Annotated in this window: 21 protein-coding genes; 19 read left to right on the forward strand and 2 right to left on the reverse strand. The window is 50.8% G+C overall.

Annotated features, from left to right (window positions below):
- Positions 1-97 precede the first annotated feature (97 nt).
- The 15 genes from pspA to FDX11_RS17930 all read left to right on the forward strand — a co-directional run bounded on the left by pspA (position 98) and on the right by FDX11_RS17930 (position 14,506).
- On the forward strand, positions 98-766 hold the full coding sequence (gene pspA, locus FDX11_RS17860; RefSeq protein ID WP_003020532.1) for a phage shock protein PspA: 669 nt from the start codon (positions 98-100) through the stop codon (positions 764-766).
- 54 nt (positions 767-820) lie between these two features.
- Positions 821-1,045 (forward strand): envelope stress response membrane protein PspB, encoded by a 225-nt coding sequence (gene pspB / locus FDX11_RS17865; RefSeq protein WP_004193245.1) that lies wholly within the window; start codon positions 821-823, stop codon positions 1,043-1,045.
- The gene (gene pspC, locus FDX11_RS17870) at positions 1,045-1,404 is read left to right on the forward strand and encodes an envelope stress response membrane protein PspC (protein ID WP_004193243.1); all 360 of its coding nucleotides are present in this window, start codon (positions 1,045-1,047) and stop codon (positions 1,402-1,404) included. The genes pspB and pspC overlap by 1 nt, the downstream gene beginning before the upstream one ends.
- 8 nt (positions 1,405-1,412) lie before the next feature.
- Positions 1,413-1,643, forward strand: coding sequence for a phage shock protein PspD (gene pspD / locus FDX11_RS17875; protein ID WP_038640914.1), 231 nt, complete (start codon positions 1,413-1,415; stop codon positions 1,641-1,643).
- 164 nt (positions 1,644-1,807) lie between these two features.
- A complete protein-coding gene (locus FDX11_RS17880) occupies positions 1,808-3,517 on the forward strand; it encodes a sugar phosphorylase (RefSeq protein WP_137398318.1) in 1,710 nt (569 codons plus the stop codon).
- A gap of 13 nt (positions 3,518-3,530) precedes the next feature.
- A complete protein-coding gene (locus tag FDX11_RS17885) occupies positions 3,531-4,823 on the forward strand; it encodes an ABC transporter substrate-binding protein (RefSeq protein WP_042308124.1) in 1,293 nt (430 codons plus the stop codon).
- 20 nt (positions 4,824-4,843) lie between these two features.
- Entirely contained in the window at positions 4,844-5,725 is an 882-nt protein-coding gene (locus tag FDX11_RS17890; RefSeq protein ID WP_042308518.1) for a carbohydrate ABC transporter permease, read from the forward strand.
- Entirely contained in the window at positions 5,712-6,554 is an 843-nt protein-coding gene (locus FDX11_RS17895) for a carbohydrate ABC transporter permease (protein WP_003020474.1), read from the forward strand. The genes FDX11_RS17890 and FDX11_RS17895 overlap by 14 nt, the downstream gene beginning before the upstream one ends.
- Before the next feature lie 27 nt (positions 6,555-6,581).
- Positions 6,582-7,634 carry a zinc-binding alcohol dehydrogenase gene (locus tag FDX11_RS17900; RefSeq protein ID WP_137398319.1) on the forward strand — a complete coding sequence of 351 codons (1,053 nt, stop codon included), beginning with the start codon at positions 6,582-6,584 and terminating at the stop codon, positions 7,632-7,634.
- A gap of 16 nt (positions 7,635-7,650) precedes the next feature.
- Positions 7,651-8,439: a sugar phosphate isomerase/epimerase gene (locus FDX11_RS17905; RefSeq protein WP_061381258.1), complete on the forward strand. Its 789-nt coding sequence runs from the start codon at positions 7,651-7,653 to the stop codon at positions 8,437-8,439.
- 10 nt (positions 8,440-8,449) lie between these two features.
- The gene (locus FDX11_RS17910) at positions 8,450-9,505 is read left to right on the forward strand and encodes a Gfo/Idh/MocA family protein (RefSeq protein ID WP_061381259.1); all 1,056 of its coding nucleotides are present in this window, start codon (positions 8,450-8,452) and stop codon (positions 9,503-9,505) included.
- The gene (locus FDX11_RS17915) at positions 9,502-11,778 is read left to right on the forward strand and encodes a glycoside hydrolase family 65 protein (protein WP_137398320.1); all 2,277 of its coding nucleotides are present in this window, start codon (positions 9,502-9,504) and stop codon (positions 11,776-11,778) included. Before FDX11_RS17910 ends, FDX11_RS17915 begins: the two co-directional genes overlap by 4 nt.
- Positions 11,775-12,443: a beta-phosphoglucomutase gene (pgmB, locus tag FDX11_RS17920; protein ID WP_137398321.1), complete on the forward strand. Its 669-nt coding sequence runs from the start codon at positions 11,775-11,777 to the stop codon at positions 12,441-12,443. The genes FDX11_RS17915 and pgmB overlap by 4 nt, the downstream gene beginning before the upstream one ends.
- A gap of 10 nt (positions 12,444-12,453) precedes the next feature.
- On the forward strand, positions 12,454-13,536 hold the full coding sequence (locus tag FDX11_RS17925) for an ABC transporter ATP-binding protein (RefSeq protein WP_042308134.1): 1,083 nt from the start codon (positions 12,454-12,456) through the stop codon (positions 13,534-13,536).
- Positions 13,537-13,600: 64 nt separating this feature from the next.
- The gene (locus tag FDX11_RS17930; protein WP_079224008.1) at positions 13,601-14,506 is read left to right on the forward strand and encodes an OmpG family monomeric porin; all 906 of its coding nucleotides are present in this window, start codon (positions 13,601-13,603) and stop codon (positions 14,504-14,506) included.
- Positions 14,507-14,537: 31 nt separating this feature from the next.
- Here FDX11_RS17930 and FDX11_RS17935 read toward each other — a convergent pair whose 3' ends face one another.
- A complete protein-coding gene (locus FDX11_RS17935; RefSeq protein WP_042308138.1) occupies positions 14,538-15,548 on the reverse strand; it encodes a LacI family DNA-binding transcriptional regulator in 1,011 nt (336 codons plus the stop codon).
- 230 nt (positions 15,549-15,778) lie between these two features.
- Between FDX11_RS17935 and pspE the strand changes: the two genes are divergently transcribed.
- The 4 genes from pspE (at position 15,779) to tyrR (ending at position 20,385) form a co-directional block, all read left to right on the forward strand.
- The gene (gene pspE, locus FDX11_RS17940) at positions 15,779-16,096 is read left to right on the forward strand and encodes a thiosulfate sulfurtransferase PspE (RefSeq protein WP_042308140.1); all 318 of its coding nucleotides are present in this window, start codon (positions 15,779-15,781) and stop codon (positions 16,094-16,096) included.
- A 142-nt stretch (positions 16,097-16,238) separates the two neighbouring features.
- On the forward strand, positions 16,239-17,636 hold the full coding sequence (locus FDX11_RS17945; protein ID WP_061381518.1) for a YcjX family protein: 1,398 nt from the start codon (positions 16,239-16,241) through the stop codon (positions 17,634-17,636).
- Entirely contained in the window at positions 17,633-18,694 is a 1,062-nt protein-coding gene (locus FDX11_RS17950) for a YcjF family protein (RefSeq protein WP_137398322.1), read from the forward strand. Before FDX11_RS17945 ends, FDX11_RS17950 begins: the two co-directional genes overlap by 4 nt.
- A gap of 146 nt (positions 18,695-18,840) precedes the next feature.
- Positions 18,841-20,385, forward strand: coding sequence for a transcriptional regulator TyrR (gene tyrR, locus FDX11_RS17955; RefSeq protein WP_042308144.1), 1,545 nt, complete (start codon positions 18,841-18,843; stop codon positions 20,383-20,385).
- A 53-nt stretch (positions 20,386-20,438) separates the two neighbouring features.
- On the opposite strand, the gene tpx is transcribed toward tyrR, so the two are convergent.
- A complete protein-coding gene (gene tpx, locus FDX11_RS17960; RefSeq protein WP_042308146.1) occupies positions 20,439-20,945 on the reverse strand; it encodes a thiol peroxidase in 507 nt (168 codons plus the stop codon).
- Positions 20,946-20,990 lie beyond the last annotated feature (45 nt).

Genomic DNA, 20,990 nt, shown 5'->3' on the forward strand with positions numbered 1-20,990 from the left:
TCAAATAATTCAATGAATTAAAAAGTTGGCATGCGAAGTGCATTAGAACAGCAGCAGGGCATTGCCCGATATCAGAACAGTAAGTGAGGATTACATTATGGGTATTTTTTCTCGTTTTGCCGACATCGTGAACGCCAACATTAATGCGTTGCTGGAAAAGGCTGAAGATCCGCAGAAGCTGGTGCGGTTGATGATCCAGGAAATGGAAGACACGCTGGTTGAGGTGCGCTCCAACTCCGCACGCGCTCTGGCAGAAAAGAAACAGTTATCGCGTCGTATCGAACAGGCCAGCGCCCAACAGGCAGAGTGGCAGGAAAAAGCAGAGCTGGCGCTGCGTAAAGAAAAAGAAGATTTGGCGCGTTCTGCGTTAATCGAAAAACAGAAACTGACTGATCTGATTGCCTCGCTGGAGCATGAGGTGACGCTGGTTGACGATACGCTGGCGCGTATGAAAAAAGAGATCGGTGAGCTGGAAAACAAACTTAGTGAAACCCGTGCTCGTCAGCAGGCGTTGATGCTGCGCCACCAGGCGGCGAGTTCTTCCCGTGATGTTCGTCGTCAACTGGACAGCGGCAAACTGGATGAAGCGATGGCGCGCTTTGAATCTTTTGAGCGCCGTATCGATCAAATGGAAGCTGAAGCTGAAAGCCATAACTTCGGTAAGCAGAAGTCTCTGGATCAGCAATTTGCTGACCTGAAAGCAGATGATGAAATCAGCGAGCAGTTGGCGCAATTGAAAGCCAAAATGCAGCAAGACAAGCAATAATAATATCTGGCGGTGCCCGAACGCGCCGCCGTTCATCACCTGTAAGGAGTACTCATGAGCGCGCTATTTCTGGCCATCCCGTTAACCATCTTTGTGCTTTTCGTCTTACCGATTTGGCTCTGGCTGCATTACAGCAATCGTTCCAGTCGCGGCGAGCTGGCGCAAAGTGAACAACAGCGTCTGGTAGAACTTAACCAGGATGCACAGAGGATGCGTGAGCGCATTCAAGCGCTGGAAGATATCCTTGATGCTGAACATCCAAACTGGAGGGACCGCTAATGGGGGGCGTTAATCTGAATAAAAAACTGTGGCGTATACCGCAGCAGGGCATGGTGAAAGGGGTTTGCGCGGGTATTGCGCATTATCTCGATGTTCCTGTGAAACTGGTGCGGATCCTGGTGGTACTGTCCATCTTTTTTGGTCTGGCCTTTTTCACCTTTGTCGCCTACATCGTACTGACGTTTGTGTTGGATCCGATGCCGGACAACGTGGTTTCCGGAGAACAGCAGCCATCAAGCGGTGAGCTGTTGGATGCTGTCGATCGTGAGCTGGCTGCAAGTGAAAAGCGTTTGCGTGAGATGGAGCGTTATGTGACATCTGATACCTTCACATTACGCAGCCGCTTCCGCCAATTGTGAGGTTAAAAATGAATAATCGCTGGCAACGTGCCGGGCAAAAGGTAAAGCCGGGCTTTAAAATAGCAGGTAAGCTGGTGCTGCTGACTGCGCTGCGCTATGGCCCGGCAGGGGTAGCAGGGTGGGCGGTGAAGTCCGTGGCCCGACGTCCGCTAAAAATGTTGCTGGCGTTAGTACTTGAACCTTTGTTGAGCCGGGCAGCGACAAAATTGTCGAAACGCTATTCAGGTAATCAACCCTGATATCCGAAACAACAAAAGCAAGCAACAATTAATCAACATTCCCTCAGTTAATTTGCGGCAGCTCACAAATACGATTTTTTGGCTGCCAAAATTCTTTTATAACCCCCCTCCAGGCCACCTCAGCTGATTGACAGCTTATTTCCGGCAGAGTAGTCTCTTGCGTCATGGGACCGCTACCACGAGAAATGAAGGTGAACCAAAAAATCCAAAAATGTCTGAGTGAAGTCTATGGAGACACATTTTCTTCACTTCACTATGAAGCGCTGGTTGCACGTTTAGAAAAAGCACGAAAATTAATTAAAAAAAACCGTAAAGCGCATTGGGATGAGGGCGATGTCGTTCTGATCACTTACGCCGATCAATTTTACGCGGAAGATAAAAAACCGCTGCCAACGTTTAATCAGTTTTATAATGAATGGCTTAAGTCGATATTTTCTCATGTGCACCTGTTGCCATTTTATCCGTGGTCATCGGATGATGGTTTTTCAGTAATTAATTACTATCAGGTTGCCGAAGAAACCGGTGACTGGAATGATATTAAGCAATTAGCTGAATCCAGTCGACTGATGTTTGATTTTGTTTGTAACCATATGTCAGCTAAAAGCGAATGGTTTAATAACTATTTGCAACAGCTTGACGGTTATGAAGATTTCTTTATTGCGATGGATCCTGATACGGACCTGAGCAACGTCACGCGCCCGCGCGCATTACCGTTACTGACCCCGTTTACGTTGAAAGATAATACAGTGCGTCATCTCTGGACGACGTTCAGCGACGACCAGATCGATCTCAACTATGCCAATCCATTAGTATTACTGGCGATGATCGATGTACTACTGAGTTACCTGGAGCAGGGCGCTGATTATGTCCGCCTGGATGCGGTTGGTTTTATGTGGAAAGAGCCAGGGACAACCTGTATTCACCTGGAAAAAACGCATCAGCTTATCAAACTGTTCCGCGCTATTGCTGACTGCGCGGCACCTGGTACAGCGATCATTACTGAAACGAACGTTCCGCATAAGGATAACATTTCCTATTACGGTAATGGCCGCGATGAGGCTCACATGGTGTACCAGTTCTCGCTGCCGCCGCTGGTGCTGCATGCGGTACAACGCCAGGATACAACGACATTGTGTCAGTGGGCGCAATCACTGGAACTGCCATCGACTGAGACCACATGGTTTAATTTCCTCGCATCGCATGACGGAATAGGCCTCAACCCGTTACGGGGCCTGTTACCTGAAGATGAAATCATGCGACTGGTGACGGAATTACAACAAGAAGGCGCCCTGGTTAACTGGAAGAATAATCCTGATGGTAGTCGAAGTCCGTATGAAATTAACGTCACGTATATGGATGCGTTAACGCCGGTTAATAGCAGTAATACTGAAAGATTTGCCCGCTTTATTCTCGCCCATGCCATTTTGCTGAGTTTTCCAGGCGTACCGGCGATTTACATCCAAAGTATCCTCGGGTCACGTAATGACTATAAAGGTGTGGAGGAACTGGGTTATAACCGGGCGATCAACCGTAAAAAATATCATATCAGACAAATAGAAACGGAACTGGCTGATGAAACCTGTTTGCGTCATGCCGTTTACCATGAGTTATCCCGATTGATTGTTCTACGACGTAATAATAAAGCATTCCATCCTGATAGTAATTTTAAGATTAACAGTGTTACACCGGCCGTTATGCAAATTAAGCGTACGGCAGAGATAGGCGAAGAAATTACCGGTTTATTTAATGTCAGCGGTCAGACACAAACCATTAATATTGATATTGAAAATGGATTTGATTTGATTAGCGAAGAAAGTATTTCGGGTAAGGAATTAACACTACACGCCTGGCAGGTTATGTGGGTTAAGAAATAAAAAGGAACATTTCATGCTTAAAGCTAAAATTGTGCTGATTTCAGCACTGGTGTCCTGCGCCCTGGTTTCTGGGTGTAAGGATGATAAAAAATCCTCTGTCGCAATTGAATTTATGCACTCTTCTGTAGAGCAGGAGCGGCAGGCGGTTATTGCCAAACTGATTGAGCGCTTTGAAAAAGAGAACCCCGGTATCAGCGTCAAACAGGTTCCTGTTGAAGAGGATGCTTACAACACCAAAGTGATTACCCTCGCGCGTAGCGGTTCACTTCCGGAAGTTATTGAAACCAGCCATGACTACGCGAAAGTCATGGACAAAGAATCGCTTATCGATCGTAAAGCGGTGGCGCAGGTCATTAACGGTGTAGGTGAAGACGCGTTTTATGATGGCGTACTGCGTATTGTACGTACCGAAGATGGCTCTGCATGGACCGGGGTTCCGGTCAGCGCCTGGATTGGCGGGGTCTGGTATCGCAAAGATGTACTGGCAAAAGCAGGCCTTGAAGAACCGAAAGACTGGCAGCAACTGCTCGACGTGGCGCAAAAGCTAAACAATCCTGCCAGCAAAAAATATGGTATTGCGCTCCCTACGGCGGAAAGCGTATTGACCGAACAGTCCTTCTCCCAGTTCGCGCTTTCTAACCAGGCTAACGTTTTCGATGCGCAGGGAAAGATAACCCTTGATACGCCAGAGATGGCGCAGGCGCTGGAATACTATCGCTCGCTTGCGGCAAACACGATGCCGGGTTCTAACGACATCATGGAGGTCAAAGACGCTTTCATGAACGGCACTGCACCAATGGCTATTTATTCCACCTATATCCTCCCGGCGGTGATTAAGGAGGGGGATCCTCAAAATGTTGGCTTTATGGTACCGACGGAAAAAACCTCTGCTGTATATGGCATGTTGACGTCGCTGACCATAACCGCAGGACAAAAAACCGAAGAGACAGAAGCCGCAGAAAAATTTGTCACCTTTATGGAGCAGGCCGACAACATTGCTGACTGGGTAATGATGTCCCCAGGCGCCGCGCTCCCGGTTAATAAAGCGGTGGTGAACACCTCAACGTGGAAAGATAACGCCGTCATTAAAGCGCTGGGTGAGTTACCCAATCAGCTGATTGCCGAACTGCCGAATATTCAGGTCTTCGGCGCAGTCGGCGATAAGAACTTTACCCGCATGGGTGACGTTACGGGTTCCGGCGTCATAAGCACCATGGTGCACAACGTCACGGTAGGAAAAGCTGACCTTTCAACGACGATGAAGGCCAGCCAGACCAAACTGGATGACCTTGTTGAACAGCGCTAATGGGGAAATGGAAAGCCGTGATGAATAAGTTCTTTTCAGGTCGATCGGATATGCCATTTGCCATGCTGCTGCTGGCGCCCAGTTTGCTCTTGCTGGGTGGTTTAGTTGCGTGGCCGATGATATCTAACATCGAAATCAGCTTTATGCGTCTGCCGCTCAATCCGCAAATTGAGTCAACATTTGTCGGCCTGAGTAACTATATCCGTATCTTAACCGATCCCGGATTCTGGCATTCGCTGTGGATGACGGTCTGGTATACCGCGCTGGTTGTTGCCGGGAGCACGGTGCTGGGGCTGGGAGTGGCGATGTTTTTTAACCGTGAGTTTCGTCTGCGGAAAACGGCGCGCTCACTGGTGATCCTCTCTTACGTAACGCCATCTATTTCGCTGGTGTTTGCCTGGAAATACATGTTCAACAACGGCTACGGCATTGTGAACTATCTCGGCGTGGATCTGCTGCATCTGTTTGAGCAGGCGCCGTTATGGTTCGACAATCCAGGCAGCAGCTTCGCACTGGTCGTGCTGTTCGCCATCTGGCGCTACTTTCCGTATGCCTTTATCTCGTTTCTGGCGATTTTACAGACTATTGATAAATCGCTGTATGAAGCGGCGGAAATGGATGGCGCGAACGCCTGGCAACGGTTTCGTATCGTCACGCTGCCAGCGATCATGCCGGTGCTGGCGACCGTAGTCACGCTGCGTACGATCTGGATGTTCTATATGTTCGCCGATGTTTATCTGCTGACCACTAAAGTCGATATTCTCGGGGTCTATCTCTATAAAACAGCGTTTGCATTTAATGACTTAGGCAAAGCGGCCGCTATTTCTGTCGTCCTCTTCGTCATCATTTTCGCTGTTATCCTGCTGACCAGAAAACGGGTGAACCTCAATGGCAACAAATAAACGCACGCTTGGCCGCATCGGCTTTTACTGTGGATTAATTGTCTTCCTGGGCATCACGTTATTTCCGTTTTTTGTGATGCTGATGACCTCATTCAAAAGCGCAAAAGAGGCGATCTCGCTGCATCCCACGCTGTTACCTCAGCAATGGACGCTGGAACATTACATCGACATTTTTAACCCGATGATCTTCCCGTTTGTTGACTACTTCCGTAATAGCCTGGTGGTATCGGTCACGTCATCGGTGGTGGCGGTGTTTCTCGGCGTGCTTGGGGCGTATGCGCTTTCCCGTCTGCGTTTTAAGGGACGGATGACCATCAATGCCAGTTTTTACACGGTGTACATGTTTTCGGGGATTTTGCTAGTGGTGCCGCTTTTCAAAATCATTACGGCCCTCGGCATTTATGACACCGAAATGGCGTTGATTATCACCATGGTGACCCAAACGCTGCCGACAGCCGTGTTTATGCTGAAAAGCTACTTCGACACCATTCCGGATGAGATAGAAGAAGCCGCGATGATGGATGGATTAAATCGTCTGCAAATTATCTTTCGCATCACCGTGCCGTTGGCCATGTCTGGTCTGGTTTCGGTCTTTGTGTACTGCTTTATGGTTGCGTGGAATGACTATCTGTTCGCCTCGATTTTCCTCTCCAGCGCCAGCAATTTTACCTTACCGGTCGGTCTGAACGCGCTGTTCAGTACGCCTGACTATATCTGGGGACGCATGATGGCCGCATCGTTAGTCACCGCATTGCCGGTGGTCATTATGTATGCGCTTTCCGAACGTTTTATTAAGAGTGGTTTGACCGCAGGCGGCGTGAAAGGCTAAGCGGCCAGTTTAATTAAGGAGTTGTAAATGAAGAAGTTAGTTGCCACCGAACCGCGTGTTGCAGCGCTGGTGGAATATGAAGACAGAGCAGTTTCCGCCAACGAAGTGAAAGTCCGCGTACGTTTTGGCGCACCGAAACATGGCACCGAAGTGGTCGATTTTCGCGCAGCCAGTCCGTTTATTGATGAAGATTTTAACAGCGAATGGCAAATGTTTATGCCGCGTCCGGAAGGGGCGCCGCGCGGAATTGAGTTCGGTAAGTTCCAGCTTGGCAACATGGTGGTGGGCGATGTCATTGAGTGTGGTAGTGATGTGACCGATTACGCCGTCGGCGATTCTGTATGCGGCTACGGCCCACTGGCAGAAACGGTAATCTTTAACGCCGTAAACAACTACAAACTGCGCAAAATGCCAGAAGGTAGTTCGTGGAAAAATGCCGTGTGCTATGACCCTGCACAGTTCGCCATGAGCGGTGTGCGCGATGCCAATGTGCGCGTCGGCGACTTTGTTGTCATCGTCGGATTAGGGGCAATTGGCCAGATCGCCGTACAACTGGCTAAGAAAGCGGGTGCGTCAGTGGTTATTGGCGTGGATCCGATTGCCCATCGTTGTGATATCGCGCGTCGCCATGGGGCTGATTTCTGTCTGGATCCGATTGGCACCGACGTGGGCATGGAAATTAAAAAGCTGACCGGCAAACAGGGCGCGGATGTGATTATCGAAACCAGCGGCTATGCAGATGCGTTGCAATCGGCGCTACGCGGTCTGGCCTATGGCGGAACCATCTCCTATGTCGCCTTCGCAAAACCTTTTGCTGAAGGGTTTAACCTGGGCCGTGAAGCGCACTTCAACAACGCCAAAATCGTCTTCTCCCGCGCCTGCAGTGAACCAAATCCAGATTATCCGCGCTGGAGCCGCAAGCGCATTGAGGAGACCTGCTGGGAACTGTTGATGAACGGTTATCTGAACTGTGAAGAGCTTATCGATCCGGTAGTCACCTTCGCCAGCAGCCCGGAAAGCTATATGCAGTATGTCGATCGCCATCCGGAACAGAGCATCAAAATGGGCGTGACGTTTTAATTAAGGAATACAGAAAATGAAAATCGGAACACAGAATCAGGCTTTTTTCCCGGAAAATATTCTCGAGAAATTCCGTTACATCAAAGAGATGGGTTTTGATGGTTTTGAAATTGACGGCAAATTGCTGGTCAACAATCTTGAGGAAGTGAAAGCGGCGATCAAAGAAACGGGTCTGCCTGTTACCACCGCCTGCGGAGGGTATGACGGTTGGATCGGTGATTTTATCGAAGAACGTCGTTTGAATGGTTTACAGCAGATTACCCGTATTCTTGAAGCGCTGGCCGAAGTCGGCGGGCAAGGTATTATTGTTCCTGCCGCCTGGGGCATGTTTACCTTCCGTCTACCGCCGATGACCTCTCCGCGTAGCCTGGAAGGCGATCGCAAAGCCGTCAGTGAATCATTGATTTATCTCGATAAAGTTGCCGAGCGTACGGGGACGGTGGTGTACCTCGAGCCGCTCAACCGCTATCAGGATCATATGATCAACACCCTGGCGGATGCCCGTCGCTATATCGTGGAAAACAACCTGAAGCATGTGCAAATCATTGGTGATTTTTACCATATGAATATCGAAGAAGACGATATGGCGCAGGCGCTGCACGATAATCGCGATCTGCTGGGTCACGTGCATATTGCGGATAACCATCGTTATCAGCCGGGGAGCGGTACGCTGGATTTCTCTGCGCTATTTGACCAACTGCGTGAAGATAATTATCAGGGCTATGTAGTGTATGAAGGGCGCGTACGGGCGGAGAACCTGCCGGAAGCATACCGTCAGTCGCTGGCCTGGCTGCGTACCTGCTAAGAGGATTTCCGTGAAAAGTGCACTGACAAGCGCTCCGCTACGTGTCGCCATTATCGGCGCCGGGCAGGTAGCGGATAAAGTTCATGCTTCGTACTACTGCACCCGCAACGATCTGGAACTGGTGGCTGTCTGTGACAGCCGCCTGTCACAGGCGCAGGTGCTGGCAGAGAAATACGGTAATCCGCAGGTTTGGGACGATCCTCAGACGATGTTACGCGAGGCTAAGCCAGATATCGTCAGCATCTGTTCGCCCAATCGTTTTCATTATGAACACACCATGTTGGCGCTGAACGCTGGCTGCCATGTGATGTGCGAAAAGCCCCCAGCCATGACGCCAGACGAGGCGCTGGAGATGTGTCAAACGGCGCGGCGGATGGGGAAGGTACTGGCTTACGATTTTCATCATCGTTTCGCACTGGATACACAATTGCTTCGCGAACAGGTAATGAGCGGCGTGCTGGGTGAAATCTATGTCACTAATGTCCGCGCCTTGCGCCGCTGCGGCGTACCCGGCTGGGGTGTTTTTACCAACAAGGAACTGCAGGGCGGCGGGCCGCTGATTGATATCGGTATCCATATGCTTGATGCCGCGATGTATGTGTTGGGCTTCCCGGCGGTAAAGCGCGTTAACGCGCACAGCTATCAACGTATTGGTACGCGTAAGAACAGCGGCCAGTTTGGGGAATGGGATCCCGCGACGTACACCGTTGAGGATTCTCTGTTCGGCACGATCGAATTTCATAACGGCGGGATCCTGCGCCTTGAGACCTCTTTCGCGCTGAATATTCCTGAACAATCGATTATGAACGTCAATTTCTGTGGCGATCTTGCCGGGGCGACCTTATTTCCGGCGCAGGTCTATACCGATCGTGACGGAACGCTGGATGTGCTGTTCCAGCGCGAAATAGCCGATGACAATCGTCACTTTCGCAGCATGGAGTCTTTCGTAAATCACGTACAGGGCGAGCCTGTCGCTATTGCGGACGCAGAGCAGGGCGTCGTTATTCAACAACTGGTTGCCGCACTGTATGAATCGGCTGAAACAGGAACATATGTAGACTTATGACGAAGCCAGTAATGCTAACCGAACCGGCTTTTTGCCCACACAGTCTGAATAAATTCGCTTCACTCATGACGACCGGCAACGGTTATATGGGAATTCGCGCCAGCCATGAAGAAGCCTACACTTTACAGACTCGCGGCATGTATATTGCGGGACTGTATCATCGGGCAGGGAAAGGCGAAATTAATGAGCTGGTTAATTTGCCGGATGTCGTGGGCGTGGAGATTACGCTTAATGGCGAGATTTTCTCGCTAACCAGCGGCGTGATTGAGAGCTGGCACCGAGAACTGGATTTTACCAGCGGTGAATTACGCCGTGCCCTGGTCTGGCGAGCGCCTGGCGGTGCACGTTTCGCTATTGAGAGTCGGCGGTTTGTCTCGGCGCAACAACTGCCGCTGTTTGCTATGGAAGTTGCTGTTACCCCATTGGGTGGTGATGCCTTCATTGGCATCTCAACCGGGATTGATGCCACGCTCACCAATCACGGACGTCAGCATCTGGATGAAACGCAGGTCCGGATATTTGGTCAGCATCTTCTGCAAGGCATTTACACCACCCAGGACAATCGCAACGATATCGCGATCACGACGTTTTGCGACGTAGACGGTGCGGCGCAGCGCTGCTTCACCGCGAAAGAACGTCGGTTGTTACAACACAATAGCGTGCAGGCGAAAACCGGACAACGCGTTACGCTGACGAAAATTAGCTGGATCGACTGGGCGAGCGAGCGCAGCCTGTCGCTGGAAACCTGGGGACGCCAGTCGCTGCGTAATCTGGAAGCGTGCGCCCAGCAGGGATATGACGCGCTGCTGGCGGAATCGACCGCCAACTGGCATGCCTGGTGGCAAAGCCATCGTGTTCAGGTCACCAGTAATGATATGAGCGATCAGCGAGCGCTGGATTATGCGCTCTATCATTTGCGTGTAATGACGCCAGATCACGATGAGCGCAGCAGTATTGCGGCGAAAGGTCTGACGGGAGAAGGGTATAAAGGCCACGTTTTCTGGGATACCGAGGTCTTTCTGTTACCGTTCCATCTCTTCACCGAGCCGAAAACCGCAAGAAGTTTATTGCGTTACCGCTGGCATAATTTGTCGGGCGCGCGTGAGAAAGCCCGCCGCAACGGTTGGCAGGGGGCGCTGTTTCCCTGGGAGAGCGCGCGCAGCGGTGAGGAGGAGACGCCTGAATTCGCGGCGATCAACATCCGTACCGGGCTGCGGCAGAAAGTGGCCTCCGCACAGGCTGAGCATCATCTCGTGGCGGATATTGCCTGGGCGGTGATCAATTACTGGCATGCCACCGGGGATATGAACTTTATGTCCCGTGAAGGTATAACGCTGCTTCTGGACACAGCAAAGTTCTGGATCAGCAGAGCCGTCATGGTTAATGACCGTTTAGAGATCCACGATGTTATTGGCCCGGATGAATACACCGAGCATGTAAACAATAATGCGTTCACCAACTACATGGCCTGGTACAACGTGGAGCAGGCGTTGGATTTTGCGCGTCGCCTGGGCTGTAACGATGAGATCTTTATTCATCGTGCTGAGCATTTTTTACGCCATCTCTGGCGTCCGGAAGCGTTGTCCGATGGTGTGTTACCTCAGGATGACACCTTCCTGAGCAAACCGGTTATCGATCTGTCCAGTTACAAAGCGAAAGCGGGCAAGCAGACGATTTTGCTCGATTACTCCCGCGCAGAGGTCAATGAGATGCAAATTCTCAAACAGGCCGATGTGGTGATGCTGACCTATATGCTGCCGGAGCAATTTACCCCGCAAATCTGTCTGGCGAACCTGCGGTTTTACGAGCCGCGCACCATTCATGACTCGTCTTTGAGTAAGGCTATCCATGGGATTGTGGCTGCGCGTTGTGGTGATTCAGAGCAGGGATATCGCTTCTGGCGTGAAGGATCGCTTATCGATCTCGGAGACGATCCACATAGCTGTGATGACGGTATTCACGCAGCGGCGACGGGGGCCATCTGGCTGGGTGCAATCCAGGGATTTGCCGGAGTGAATGTTCGCCACGGGGAGTTACATCTTACCCCTGTATTACCTGAGCATTGGCAAACTCTGTCTTTCCCACTGCGTTGGCAGGGCGTTGATATGCAGGTCACTATCAATAAAGCTGAAATCCGCATTAGCACCACTGAGCGTATTACCTTGTGGGTTAATGGCGAAAAGATCGCCGTCCAGGGGGCGTCAGCGATTACTTATGACGGTGTTATTACGTCTATTTATGGGACCGCTACCACAAAAAGGGATGATGAATGATACTCAAACCACAGGCCATCATTTTTGATTTGGACGGCGTGATTACCGATACCGCACATTTGCATTTTCTGGCATGGCGGCAGGTAGCCAACGAAGTAGGGATTGCGATCGACGAAGCATTTAATGACAGCCTGAAAGGGATTAGTCGCAGCGAATCACTGCAGCGTATTTTGCACCACGGCGGGAAGGCGGGGGAGTTTACTCCGGAGACTTGCGCACAATTGGCTGAGAGAAAGAACCGGCTGTACGTCCATTCTTTGCGCCAGTTAACGGTCGACTCAGTATTGCCTGGGATTCGCGAACTGTTAATGACGTTACGGGAAGAGCGGATTCCGGTTGGGTTGGCCTCAGTGTCGCTCAATGCGCCCACTATTTTACAGGCGCTTGATATTCGCGCTTGTTTTGACTTTTGTGCGGATGCAGCGCTGATAACCCATTCAAAACCGGATCCGGAAATATTTCTGGCGGCCTGTGCGGGGCTTGGCGTTGACCCGCAGCAGTGCATTGGCATAGAAGATGCACAAGCGGGCGTTGATGCGATCAACGCCTGCGGCATGCTCTCCGTTGGCATCGGTACGGGGCTGAACGGGGCAAGCTTGCAGCTTCCTTCAACCGAATTTTTGACGTGGCCGTGCTTATCGGCTTTCTGGCAACACGACAAGTAAAGGATTCAACATGGCACAGCTTTCGTTGCAGCATATTCAAAAAATTTACGACAACCAGGTGCACGTCGTTAAAGACTTCAATCTGGAAATTGAAGACAAAGAGTTTATTGTTTTTGTTGGGCCTTCCGGTTGCGGGAAGTCAACGACGTTGCGCATGATCGCCGGCCTGGAAGAGATCAGCGGCGGCGATCTGCTGATTGACGGTAAACGGATGAATGATGTGCCGGCGAAATCGCGCAATATTGCGATGGTTTTTCAGAACTACGCGTTGTACCCGCACATGACCGTCTATGACAATATGGCGTTTGGCCTGAAGATGCAGAAAATTGCACCGGCGGTGATCGAGGAGCGCGTGAACTGGGCGGCGCAAATCCTTGGCCTGCGCGATTATCTGCAGCGTAAACCTGGCGCGTTATCTGGCGGTCAGCGTCAGCGCGTGGCGCTGGGTCGTGCGATTGTTCGTGAGGCTGGGGTCTTCCTGATGGATGAGCCTTTATCGAATCTCGATGCCAAACTTCGCGTGCAGATGCGGGCAGAAATTAGCAAACTGCATCAGAAACTGAATACCACCATGATATATGTTACCCATGATCAAACCGAAGCCATGACTATGGCAACGCGTATTGTGATTATGAAGGATGGCATTGTTCAACAGGTTGGCGCACCAAAAACGGTGTATAACCACCCGGCAAATATGTTCGTCGCCGGATTTATTGGTTCACCGGCCATGAATTTTATTCGTGGCGCGATTGATGGTAATAAATTTGTTACCGAAACGCTGAAGTTAACCATTCCCGAAAATAAATTAGCACAATTAAAAGCGCAGGGTTATGAGCATCAGGCCGTTATACTGGGTATTCGTCCTGAAGATATACATCCGCAGCTTAATAATGAAAATAATGTATCGGCAAAAATTAGTGTGGCAGAACTAACTGGCGCTGAGTTTATGCTTTATACCGTTATTGGGGGGCATGAGTTGGTGGTACGTGCCGGGGCAGTGAATGATTATCACGCAGGAGAAAATATCACTATTCATTTTGATATGGCGAAATGCCATTTCTTTGATGCTGAAACTGAAGTGGCTATTCAATAAAACTCCGGGGGGATACCCCCCAAACCTTGGGGCATTTTTGCGAGTATTTTAACAAGGAATAATAATGAAAACCCTACTGTCCGCTACTGCGCTGATGATGAGCGCAGGAGTGGCCTGCGCGCAGGCCGCTGAAAAGAATGACTGGCACTTTAATATTGGTGCCATGTACGAAATAGAAAACGTTGAAGGTCAGGGCGAAGATATGGATGGACTGGCTGAGCCGTCTGTCTATTTTAATGCGTCCAATGGGCCATGGAAAATATCTCTGGCCTATTATCAGGAAGGCCCGGTTGATTATAGCGAGGGTAAACGCGGTACCTGGTTTGATCGCCCGGAACTGGAAGTTCGCTATCAATTCCTCGAAAGCGAGGATGTTAATTTCGGATTGACCGGTGGTTTCCGTAATTACGGCTATCACTATGTTAATGAACCAGGAAAAGACACTGCCAATATGCAGCGCTGGAAAGTTCAGCCGGACTGGGATATTAAACTTACTGACGATTTGCGTTTTAGCGGCTGGTTGGCAATGTATCAATTCGTCAATGACTTGAGTACCACAGGTTACTCCGATAGTCGCGTTGAAAGCGAAACCGGTCTGAATTATACCTTCAACGATACGGTGGGCTTAACGGTCAACTATTATCTCGAACGCGGCTTTAATCTGGCGGAATCGCGTAATAATGGTGAGTTCTCAACCCAGGAAATTCGTGCTTACTTACCGTTATCTTTCGGCAATACCACCCTGACGCCGTACACCCGTATTGGACTTGATCGTTGGTCAAACTGGGACTGGCAGGATGATCCGGAACGCGAAGGGCATGATTTCAATCGTCTTGGTTTACTGTATGCCTATGATTTCCAGAATGGTTTATCAATGACCCTGGAATATGCCTATGAATGGGAAGATCATGACGAAGGTGAAAGCGACAGATTCCATTATGCGGGTATTGGTGTGAATTACGCATTCTAAAATGTGCAGGGGCATTGTTATGCCCCTGTTTTTACACCAGTGAGTCGGCTAACGATATTTGCGTGCTCACGGTGATGTTCTGCAATCCTTTCTCACCGGCAATCAGATTAAATAATAAATTACAGCTTTGTTCGCCGAGCTGCTGAGTTGGGACATCAATGCCTCCCGGCACGGGTGTCAGCATAAATGACAGCAGTTCATTACTGTAGCCTACAACGGCAAGCTGTTGCGGAATGGCGATATTTTTCTCAGCCGCCACGCGATATAAACTCATTAATTTTAAACTGTCGGTGGCAAATACTGCGTCGGGTAACGGTTGTTGACTCAGTAATTTCCGCGAAGCGAGCAGGGCTGTTTCATGAGTATAACCCCCATCAATAATCCACTCATCGCGTATTTGAATGTTATGTTCCTGAAGGCTGGCTTTATACCCATTGACGCGATCAATGGAAACATGAACGTCAAGCGGGGCATGTAAACAGGCAATATTACTGTGGCCGCTCTCAATAAGCGCATTTGTCAATGTAATGCTGTCGCGATAATTATCAGTGTCTACAGAATAGACATTGGCGTACTCACCTTCCACTTTACCAATAACCACGACCGGAACGTTGTATTTATCCAGTCTTGCAAAAAATGATTCATCAGCGGGAGAACTCAGCATAATGATGCCTTTGATCAATTTTTGCTTAATTTTACTCTCACATTTTTGTAAATCATCTTCGGTGCTTCGCGATGTCTGTAATATGACATCAAAACCAACTTCTTCGGCTTTGGCCGTAATAGCATGCAGCACTTCAGAGAAAAAGGGATTACCGGCGGTTGTTTTGGCAGAACGAGTCGATATCACCATTATTGCGTCAAAGCCGGAAGAGGTGAGTGCCCGAGCCAGTTTATTAGGCTGATACTGTAACTCATCAATCGCACGCAGCACTTTTTCCAGCGCTTCCGGCGAGATGTTGGTTTGCTTATTCAGCACGCGCGATACCGTAGATTTTGATACGCCAGCGGCTCGTGCAATATCATAAATGGTAGGAGACATAGATCCCAAGCTCCGTCCGAGAGTCAATGGCGGACATATTATGGAGTTCACTGCCGAATGACAACAATCACGGAATGCAGACAGAAAAATCAAAAGGCACACCGCACAATGTGTTACCTGAAGAGCAATGTGATCTGCTGGCGTGTGCGATGATAATGGAGTCGCAATATTTTCTTAAGAACTAGCGTATAGTGTTGTAGTGAAATCCAACTCTCGATCAGGAAGATATTATGTTTAAAAAAGGCGTATTAGCGTTGGCACTGGTCATTGGTATGCCGGTTTACGCTGCCGAACACTGGATTGATGTTCGTGTTCCTGAGCAATACCAACAGCAGCATATTCAGGGTGCCGTCAACATTCCGTTAAAAGAGATGAAGGCGCGTATCGCAACAGAAGTGCCTGATAAGACCGACACCGTGAAGCTGTATTGTAACTCCGGGCGTCAATCGGGACAGGCGAAGGATATGCTTGTTGAAATGGGCTACACGCAGGTGACGAATGAAGGTGGGATCAACCAGATCGCGCTGCCAAAAGTAGAGAAGAACTAAACCACCCGCATTTCTTCTGCAACAGGCGGCAGGAATAATGCCGTCTGACCCCGCTCAGGTAGTTGATAAATAAGAATTGCCCCCAATCTTTACTTCCTGTTTGTTATAATTTCTTCGGTTCCTTCAGCATAACGGGATGGCGATGAAGCGACTTAAAAATGAACTCAATTCGCTGGTTAATCGCGGTGTAGATCGACATTTGCGCCTGGCTGTCACCGGGCTTAGCCGTAGCGGTAAGACGGCGTTTATCACCGCAATGGTCAACCAGTTACTCAATATTCATGCCGGTGCGCGCTTGCCGTTGCTCAGCTGCGTGCGCGAAGAGCGTCTGCTCGGCGTTAAACGGGTTCCTCAACGTGATTTTGGCATTCCGCGCTTTACCTATGATGAGGGACTGGCTCAGCTGTATGGTTCTCCGCCAGCCTGGCCGACACCAACGCGCGGGGTGAGTGAGATTCGCCTGGCCCTGCGCTATAAGTCCAATGACTCTTTGCTGCGCCACTTCAAAGACACTTCCACGCTGTATCTGGAGATCGTTGATTATCCGGGCGAGTGGCTGCTCGATCTACCGATGCTGGCGCAGGATTACCTGAGCTGGTCGCGGCAAATGACCGGATTATTACAAGGTCAGCGGGGCGAATGGTCGACCAGATGGCGACAGCTCAGTCAAGGATTAGATCCGTTAGCGCCTGCCGATGAAAACCGTCTGGCGGAAATCGCCGCCGCGTGGACGGAGTATTTGCATCAGTGTAAACAGCAGGGGCTGCATTTTATTCAGCCAGGACGCTTTGTCCTGCCGGGAGATATGGCGGGTGCGCCTGCGCTGCAATTCTTCCCGTGGCCGAATGTTGAAGAATACGGTGAATCTAAGCTGGCGCAGGCGGACAAACACACCAACGCGGGCATGTTGCGCGAGCGGTTTAATTACTATTGCGAAAAGGTTGTGAAGGGCTTTTATAAGAATCACTTCCTGCGTTTTGATCGCCAGATTGTACTGGTGGATTGCCTGCAACCGCTCAACAGCGGGCCACAGGCGTTCAATGATATGCGTCTGGCGCTGACCCAATTGATGCAAAGCTTCCATTACGGGCAGCGTACGCTGTTTCGTCGGCTGTTCTCTCCGGTGATCGACAAACTGCTGTTTGCCGCTACCAAAGCCGACCATGTCACAGTCGATCAGCACGCCAATATGGTGTCGTTACTCCAGCAACTGATTCAGGATGCCTGGCAAAACGCCGCGTTCGAAGGTATTAGCATGGATTGCCTGGGCCTGGCATCGGTACAGGCAACCACCAGCGGCCTGATTGATGTGAAAGGCGAAAAGATCCCGGCGCTGCGTGGCAATCGCCTGAGCGATGGCGAACCGCTGACCGTCTATCCTGGTGAAGTGCCCGCGCGGCTGCCTGGACAGGCGTTCTGGGACAGCCAGGGGTTTCAGTTTGAGGCTTTTCGCCCGCAGGTGATGGATGTTGATAAACCCTTACCGCATATCCGTCTTGATGCCGCGCTGGAGTTTTTAATAGGAGATAAATTGCGATGAGCGAGCCGTTAAAACCGCGTATCGATTTCTCAGGTCCGCTGGACGTGGAACAAAACACGGCGTTTAAAGCGCAGCAAATGTTCAATGAAACGGAAGCGCAGACCTTTGCTCCGGCGACACTGGAGGAGTCTCTGGAAGACGAAGGTCAGGCAGAAGCGGTGATTGATGCTGCCTTACGCCCCAAACGCAGTCTGTGGCGTAAAATGGTGATGGGCGGGCTGGCGCTGTTTGGCGTGAGCGTTGTCGCACAGGGCGTACAGTGGACTATGAACGCCTGGCAGACTCAGGACTGGGTCGCGTTGGGAGGGTGCGCAGCGGGTGCGCTGATCGTCGGCGCGGGCGTGGGTTCAGTGGCGACCGAGTGGCGCAGGTTGTGGCGTTTGCGCCAGCGAGCTCATGAACGTGATGAAGCGCGAGACCTGCTTCACAGCCATGGAACCGGAAAAGGGCGCGCATTTTGTGAAAAGCTGGCGCAGCAGGCGGGTATCGATCAGTCGCATCCGGCTTTACAGCGCTGGTATGCCTCTATCCACGAAACGCAAAACGATCGTGAAGTCGTCAGCCTGTATGCCCATCTTGTGCAACCTGTGCTGGACGCGCAGGCGCGACGAGAGATCAGTCGTTCTGCGGCGGAGTCCACGCTGATGATTGCCGTCAGCCCGCTGGCGCTGGTGGATATGGCATTTATCGCCTGGCGCAATCTGCGGCTGATTAATCGTATCGCCTCGCTATATGGCATTGAGCTCGGGTATTACAGTCGTCTGCGTCTGTTCCGGCTGGTGCTGCTGAATATCGCCTTTGCCGGCGCCAGCGAATTGGTCCGCGAGGTTGGCATGGACTGGATGTCGCAAGATCTGGCGGCGCGCTTATCCACACGTGCTGCGCAGGGTATTGGTGCCGGGCTGTTAACGGCGCGTCTGGGTATTAAAGCGATGGAACTCTGCCGTCCGCTCCCGTGGATCGATGACGATAAACCACGCCTTGGGGATTTTCGCCGCCAGTTGATTGGTCAGGTCAAAGAGACCTTACAAAAGAACAAGTCTCCGCGTGAAAGTTAGCCAGAAGAGGGTGCCGATCGTATAACTTTACGCCGCGGCCCCCTATTTTCCGGCGTGCTGTCAATATTTGTTGACAGAGTTCTTCCTGCAAACCAAATACTGTCTTATCATTTAACACATAATCCCTTGTCCAGGTGAAGGTTCCTATGCGTTTGGAAGTCTTTTGTGAAGACCGACTTGGTCTGACCCGCGAATTGCTCGATTTACTGGTGCTGAGAAGCATTGATTTACGCGGTATCGAGATTGACCCCATCGGGCGTATTTACCTTAATTTTGCGGAACTGGAGTTCACCAACTTCAGTAGCCTGATGGCTGAAATCCGCCGTATTTCAGGGGTTACGGATGTACGTACCGTGCCCTGGATGCCTTCCGAACGTGAACATCTGGCACTGAGCGCGCTGCTTGAGGCATTGCCTGAACCCGTTCTTTCTCTGGATATGAAAAGCAAAATTGAGATGGCGAACCCTGCGAGCTGCCAGCTTTTTGCTCACACTCAGGAGCGGATGCGTAATCATACGGCCGCCCAGTTAATCAATGGCTTTAACTTCCAGCGCTGGCTCGAAAGCAATCCGCAGGATTCGCATAGCGAGCATGTCGTGATTAACGGACAGAATTTCCTGATGGAAATTACGCCAGTCCATTTGCAGGGTGAAAATCAGGAGCAAATGCTGACGGGAGCCGTCGTTATGCTGCGTTCCACCATCCGGATGGGGCGTCAGCTGCAAAATATGACCACGCAGGATCTGAGCGCGTTTAGCCAGATTATTGCCGTCAGCGCCAAAATGAAGCATGTCGTAGAACAGGCCCGTAAGTTGGCGACGCTGAGCGCACCCCTGCTAATCACCGGTAATACCGGTACGGGTAAGGATCTCTTTGCCCACGCCTGTCATCTGGCGAGCCCGCGCGCGGCGAAGCCGTATTTGGCGCTGAACTGTGCGTCGATCCCTGAAGACGCGGTCGAAAGCGAGCTGTTTGGTCACGCAGGGGAAGGTAAAAAAGGGTTCTTCGAGCAGGCTAACGGCGGCTCGGTGTTGCTGGATGAGATTGGCGAAATGTCGCCGAGCATGCAGACCAAATTGTTGCGTTTCCTCAATGACGGGACCTTCCGCCGGGTTGGCGAAGATCATGAAGTCCATGTCGACGTACGTGTGATTTGCGCCACGCAAAAGAACCTGGTGGAGCTGGTGCAGAAAGGACTGTTCCGTGAAGATCTGTATTATCGTCTGAATGTGCTGACCCTCAACCTGCCGCCGCTGCGCGATTGTCCGCAAGATATCATGCCGCTTACCGAACTGTTTGTGGCGCGTTTTGCCGACGAACAGGGCGTACCACGCCCGAAATTATCCGCCGATCTCAGCACGGTGTTAACCCGCTACGGCTGGCCGGGTAACGTGCGCCAGCTTAAAAATGCCATCTATCGGGCGTTGACCCAGTTGGAGGGGTATGAGCTGCGGCCACAGGATATTTTATTGCCGGATTACGATGCAGCAACGGTTGCGGTCGGAGAAGATGTGATGGAAGGCTCGCTGGATGAAATTACCAGCCGCTTTGAACGCTCGGTGCTGACGCAGCTGTATATGAACTATCCCAGCACGCGTAAACTGGCGAAAAGGCTTGGCGTTTCCCATACCGCAATAGCCAATAAACTGCGCGAGTATGGCCTGAGCCAGCAGAAAAAAAGCGAAGAGTAACGATGATAATGAAAATGCCTCCATCTGGAGGCATTTTTGTATGCAGACGCAGCTTAAGCTTTCAGTACGTCCAGCGCCGCATCATAGTCCGGCTCGTTGGTGATTTCATTAACTAACTGGCTGAAAACGACGTTGTCATTCTCATCGATAACGACCACGGCACGAGCGGCCAGGCCTTTCAGCGGGCCTTCAGCGATTTCAACGCCGTAGTTTTTCAGGAATTCTGCATTGCGCAGGGTGGACAGCGTGATAACGTTGCTCAGACCTTCCGCACCGCAAAAACGTGAGTGGGCAAATGGCAGGTCGGCTGAAATGCACAGTACGACGGTATTGTCGATTTCTGTCGCCAGTTGGTTAAACTTACGTACCGATGCCGCGCAAACGCCGGTATCGATGCTTGGGAAAATATTCAGTACTTTGCGCTTGCCTGCAAACTGGCCCAGCGTAACGTCAGACAGATCTTTAGCCACAAGGGTAAAAGCCTGAGCTTTGCTTCCTGCCTGAGGAATGGAGCCAGCGACTGCAACCGGGTTGCCCTGGAAATGAACGGTTTGTGACATGGTTATCTTCCTGTTTACATATAGTTAACGTCGAGGCTAGTTTAT

Source organism: Citrobacter sp. wls714 (genome assembly GCF_005281025.1).
Taxonomy (GTDB): domain Bacteria; phylum Pseudomonadota; class Gammaproteobacteria; order Enterobacterales; family Enterobacteriaceae; genus Citrobacter; species Citrobacter werkmanii.